Origin of the sequence: Flavobacterium sp., from assembly GCF_044338735.1 — a bacterium.
In the GTDB taxonomy this organism is placed as follows: domain Bacteria; phylum Bacteroidota; class Bacteroidia; order Flavobacteriales; family Flavobacteriaceae; genus Flavobacterium.
This window is the reverse complement of record NZ_JBIIWV010000138.1, coordinates 1-5,378: the sequence shown is the minus strand read 5'-3', so window position 1 is coordinate 5,378 and position 5,378 is coordinate 1. Positions and strand designations below refer to the sequence as shown.

Below are 5,378 nucleotides of genomic sequence, written 5' to 3'. Positions count from 1 at the left end.
TTTGGCAGTAGACGTCATTACAAAGAAAGAAAGCAACAAAAAGGCAACATCACACATTGCGGTCATGTCTATTTTTGTACTCTTTTTTGACATTTTTACTTTTGCCATCTTTTTTAAAATTTTAACTTCAATATTCGAATTGAATTATTGAAATTCATTAATAATTAACGCTAAAAATTGCTGAATTATGCAGCTTTTCCTTTCATTCTTCTATATGCTTGAGTGATTGCAAAACCAGCCTCATCAATAGAATACGTTAATTTATCAATTTTAGATGTAAATAAGTTGTAAGATATAATTGCTAATGTTGAAGTTCCAATTCCAGTAGCCGTATTAATTAACGCCTCAGAAATACCTGTTGCTAATGCTGCTTGGTCAGGTGCTCCTGCTGCTGCTAATCCAGAGAATGCTTTAATCATACCAGATACAGTTCCTAATAATCCCATTAAGGTACCAATAGATACTAATGTTGCGATAATTGTCATGTTTTTCTCTAGCATTGGCATTTCTAAAGAAGTAGCTTCTTCAATTTCTTTTTGAATAGTTTCTGTAGCTTTTTCGCTATCAAAACCTTCTTTTTTAACTTCTTGATATTTAGTTAAACCAGCTCTTACAACATTTGCTACTGATCCTTCTTGTGCATCACATTCAGCAATAGCTTCGTCAACTTTTCCTTGAGCAACTAAAGTTTGTACATTTTTAACGAATTTTTCAACATTTGCTTTTCCTGCTGCTTTTCCAATTACAATGAATCTCTCAATTGAGAACACTAAAGCCATTAAAAGTAATCCCATTAATAATGGTACAATAAATCCTCCTTTATAAACCATTCCTAAATAGTTTCCAGGTAATGGATGACCTTCTGGATCATTGTTTTCAAAATTTGATGGATGACCCATTACAAATTTCCAAATTAAAATTCCAATTATAATACAAATTACAATTGTTAAAGCTGCAAATACATTTGAACCTTTAGAGCTTGCTCCGTTTTCAACAGATTCGTTAGATACTTTTGTCATTTTTTTTAAATTTTATTAGTTTTAAAATGTCGATAATATTGTTAAAGTCTAGTTCTTTAACTTAACTGGGGTCAAATTTAATTTTTTACTTCGAAAAAAAAAACTTTTTTTACAATTTTAAATCTAATGTTAAGAAATAATAACATTAAGTTTACTAGTCAGTAAAATAATTGATGTTCAACTATTTTTTTTAATCTTTTACTTTAACGAATTATATAAGAAAACGTAATTGTTTTTACTTTATTATACCAATATTTTTGAGAAAAAATAAATTTTATTAATAAATTCGACCCTCTAGTTTTAATTTGTTTTTTTATTGAAAACAAATTTTACTTTATATTTGATAATGAAAAAAATGAAAAAATATTTTATACAAAAAAGTCCGTTTATAGTTCCAACAACCGATGGAAAACTAATTGAAGAACATCATGGACTAGCCACTACAAAAAATTCTGAAATTTCGATAGCTCACATGATTGCGCCTCCCGGTTGGAGCGAACCATTTCAAACACCAGAGTTTGATGAATACACCTATATTATAAAAGGAAAAAAGCAATTCATTATTGACGATGAAGTTGTAATTTTAGAAGAAGGACAATCGATAAAAATTGACAGAAATACACGTGTTCAATATTCAAATCCATTTGATGAACCTTGTGAATATATAGCAATTTGTTCACCGGCTTTTAGTATGGAAATGGTAAATAGAGAATATTAAGGCTGTTTTAATAATTCAAGAATTCTATTTTCCACTTGTTCTGAATTCCAAATTTCCTCAATATTTTCTATGTTTAAAATCTTTTGCATTATTTCATTTTGAAAATCTCCTACGGCTAAGGCTTCTGCATATGGTTGTAAACTAAAGGTAACTCTACTGTATAAAGGCATCCATTTTTCTGGGTGTTTCTCTGAAAACCATTTTTCAATTTTCTTTTGAAGCAGAAATTTTTCATCGGCTGTTTTAGTGCTCATTTCTATAAAATTTCTTCTCGAAAGTTCAGCAATAGCATCTGCATTTGGTTTTCTTGAAATTTCGTATGCTTTAAAAATGGAATCCCAATCGTCTCCATATTGTTGCATCATTTCGTTTAAAACCGAAATATCTTCAAAACCCGCATTCATTCCGTGACCATAAAAAGGTACAATTGCATGAGCTGAATCACCAATTAATGCAACCTTATCTTCAAATGTCCATGGAAAACATTTCATTATGGCTAAGAAACTTGTTGGATTTTTAAAAAAATCATTTACCAAATCAGGAATTACAGCTTTTGTATCTGGAAAAAATTCTGCAAAAAAAGCAATTAACTTATCTTCATTTGTTAATGATTCAAATGAATTTTCACCTTCAAAAGGCATAAACAAAGTACAAGTAAATGAGTTATCCAAATTAGCTAATCCCATCAACATGAAATTTCCTCTGGGCCAAATGTGTAATGAATGAATATCAATTTTTGGCGTGCCATCTGCATTAGCCGGAATGTGTAATTCCTTGTAACCAATTTTCATGAATTCTTGCGAATAATCAAACATTGATTGGCGTTGCATTCTATGTCTAATTCTTGAAAAAGCGCCATCGGCACCAAACACTTTATCGTATTTTAACTCCGTCCATTCGCCTTGCTCCGATTCGCCTTCCCATAGACTTGCAGTGGCTAATTTTATATCCCAAATTTTGCGTTCGAAGAAAAATTCCACGCCTTCTGCTTCTGCTAAATCGATCATTTTCCGATTTAAAATTCCTCGAGATAATGAAAAAATTGCTTCGCCTTCATTTCCGTAAGATTGATAATTTAACTTGCCATCTTTATGATGAATAGCTCTTTTATCTACTGGAATTCCTATTGATCTTATAGCTTCATCTAGACCTACATCTTCCAATGCTTTCCAGCCCCGATTTGACATCACCAAATTAATGGAACGACCCGAAAATTCAACCGTTCTAATATCAGGACTTCTGTCATAAACATGTACAGTGTGTCCGGCTCTTTTTAAGTAGATTGCTAATAAAGTTCCTACTAATCCAGATCCTATAACAGCAATTTTTTGTGGCGTTTGCATGAAGTAATTGTAAAATAGATTGCAAAAGTAAACAATAATGCCTTTTTGATACTATTTAATAAAGTGATTTTATCGTTAAATTTTATTTTGTTTAATAATTTTTATTTTTGATTAAACAAACGTACTTTTGAAAAAAATAACATGAAAAAAATAACACTTTCTGAAATTTCAAAAATGGACAAAGTGCCACGGTTAAATTTAATTAACAGTGCTACTGGTTATAAATCGGCCAACTTAATAGGGACTTGTTCTACAGACGGCAAAGAAAATGTAGCTATTTTTAGTAGTGTAACGCATCTAGGAAGTGAGCCGCCATTGGTTGGATTCATTTTACGCCCTACAACCGTTCCACGTGATACCTATAAAAATATAAAGGAAACCGATTTTTTCACCATAAATCACATTACCGAAGAAATGATTGCCGACGCGCATCATACTTCGGCAAATTATGAACAAGGCGTTTCAGAATTTGAAGAAACAAATTTAACTTCTGAATATTTGGATGATTATAAATGTCCTTTTGTGAAAGGAAGTCCGGTGCGATTACTTTGTAAGTATGTTAACGAATACTATTTAAAAGAAAACGATTGTATCCATATTATTGCCTCAATTGAAACAATTTATGCTGAAGAAGAATTGATCCAAAAAGATAATTGGTTACAATTAGACAAAGGAAATGTTGTAACGATTAATGGACTAGACGGCTATGCGTTACCAAAATTAATTGATCGTTTTGAATATGCACGACCAAAACAAAAAAGTAAATCGAAGCTAAGAAATGGCGCATAAAAAAGTAAATCTTCCAGAAAAAATTTGCAAAACCTGCCAACTTCCTTTTTCATGGCGCAAAAAATGGGAGAAAAAATGGGAAGAAGTATTGTATTGTAGTGATAAATGCAGAAAAAACAAGAATTGATAAATAGATATTCGAATGTTCTGATATTCGGATGTTCGGAAAATTGATTCGAATAAAAATTAAAACTTCGCGACTTTGAGTCTTTGCGAGCAAAAATTAAAAAGAAATGAACGGATTGGTATGGTTTAGAAATGATTTGCGCACGATTGATAATCATTCGTTATACAATGCCTGTAGAGAAAATGAAAAAATCATTGGTATTTATTGTTTAGACCCGAGACATTTTGAAACAACCCAATACGGTTTCAAAAAAACAGAAAAATTTAGAACCCAATTTCTGTTAGAAACGATAAACGAATTACAACAAAATTTAGCCGAGAAGAACATCTTATTATTGGTTTATTACGGTTATCCCGAACAACTAATTCCGAAAGTAGCCGCTAAATATCAAATTGATACGATTTACATTCAAAACGAATGGACACCAGAAGAAATAGAAGTAGCAACTGAAGTTCAAAATTCAATTCCAGCGGTGAAATGGAAAACCTGTTACGACCAATTCTTATTTCATCCTGATGATGTTCCATATGAAGATTGGGAGAAAATTCCTGAAGTTTTTACCGAATTCAGAAAGCAATTAGAAAAGAAAATTCGAGTGCGACCCACAGTTTCTATTTCAGCCAAACCAATTTCAAATCTAATTGAAGAAAAAACTACTATTCCAAGGTTAGAAGATTTAGGTTTTGACTCCGAAGCTACGGATTTTAAGCAACCCAATAAAACGGCTTTCCCTTTTAAAGGTGGCGAAAATCAAGCGAATAAACGCATCGAAGAGTACTTTTGGGACACCAAAAAACTAGCAGTTTATAAGAAAACCCGCAATGGTTTAATTGGAAAAGATTACAGTTCGAAACTTTCGGCTTGGTTAGCCAATGGAAGTATTTCGGCACGAACAATTTATTGGGAAGTACAACAATTTGAGAAAAAAGTAGTCAAAAACGAAGATACCTATTGGTTAATTTTTGAGTTAATTTGGCGCGATTATTTCAAATACATTTCGCTAAAACACGGCAACAAAATTTTTCAATTGAATGGCATTTTGCAAAAAGAATACCATTGGAACCAAAATTCAAAAGCCTTCAATCAATGGACAAACGGCAACACGCCAGAACATTTTGTGAATGCCAACATGATTGAAATACAAAAAACAGGTTGGATGAGCAATCGCGGTCGACAAAATGTAGCGAGTTATTGGGCAAAAGAATGGGAACAAGATTGGCGCATGGGTGCTGCCTATTTTGAAAGTATGTTGATCGATTATGACGTGCACAGTAATTATGGCAATTGGATGTACAATGCGGGTGTTGGCAACGATCCACGTGATAGAAAATTCAATATCAAACGCCAAGCGGAACTATACGATGCCAATGGAAAATTTCAGA

7 protein-coding genes are annotated in these 5,378 nt (G+C 32.2%); 4 read left to right on the top strand and 3 right to left on the bottom strand.

Features of this window, described 5'->3' with window-relative positions; all coding sequences use genetic code 11:
• Positions 1-93 (bottom strand): biopolymer transporter ExbD (locus tag ACIQZC_RS08665; protein WP_396138836.1); only part of this gene is annotated, 93 nt, incomplete at its 3' end.
• 92 nt (positions 94-185) lie between these two features.
• A complete protein-coding gene (locus ACIQZC_RS08660; RefSeq protein ID WP_396138835.1) occupies positions 186-1,019 on the bottom strand; it encodes a MotA/TolQ/ExbB proton channel family protein in 834 nt (277 codons plus the stop codon).
• A gap of 355 nt (positions 1,020-1,374) precedes the next feature.
• Here ACIQZC_RS08660 and ACIQZC_RS08655 point away from each other — a divergent pair, with 355 nt between their 5' ends.
• The gene (locus tag ACIQZC_RS08655; protein WP_396138834.1) at positions 1,375-1,737 is read left to right on the top strand and encodes a cupin domain-containing protein; all 363 of its coding nucleotides are present in this window, start codon (positions 1,375-1,377) and stop codon (positions 1,735-1,737) included.
• Here ACIQZC_RS08655 and ACIQZC_RS08650 read toward each other — a convergent pair.
• A complete protein-coding gene (locus tag ACIQZC_RS08650; protein WP_396138833.1) occupies positions 1,734-3,080 on the bottom strand; it encodes an FAD-dependent oxidoreductase in 1,347 nt (448 codons plus the stop codon). The two genes, ACIQZC_RS08655 and ACIQZC_RS08650, sit on opposite strands and share 4 nt — an antisense overlap.
• A 141-nt stretch (positions 3,081-3,221) precedes the next feature.
• Between ACIQZC_RS08650 and ACIQZC_RS08645 the strand changes: the two genes are divergently transcribed.
• The 3 genes from ACIQZC_RS08645 to ACIQZC_RS08635 all read left to right on the top strand — a co-directional run.
• The gene (locus ACIQZC_RS08645) at positions 3,222-3,869 is read left to right on the top strand and encodes a flavin reductase family protein (protein WP_396138832.1); all 648 of its coding nucleotides are present in this window, start codon (positions 3,222-3,224) and stop codon (positions 3,867-3,869) included.
• A complete protein-coding gene (locus ACIQZC_RS08640) occupies positions 3,859-3,996 on the top strand; it encodes a DUF2256 domain-containing protein (protein ID WP_396138831.1) in 138 nt (45 codons plus the stop codon). The genes ACIQZC_RS08645 and ACIQZC_RS08640 overlap by 11 nt, the downstream gene beginning before the upstream one ends.
• Positions 3,997-4,102: 106 nt before the next feature.
• A partial coding sequence (locus ACIQZC_RS08635) for a DASH family cryptochrome (RefSeq protein WP_396138830.1) occupies positions 4,103-5,378 on the top strand: 1,276 nt, incomplete at its 3' end.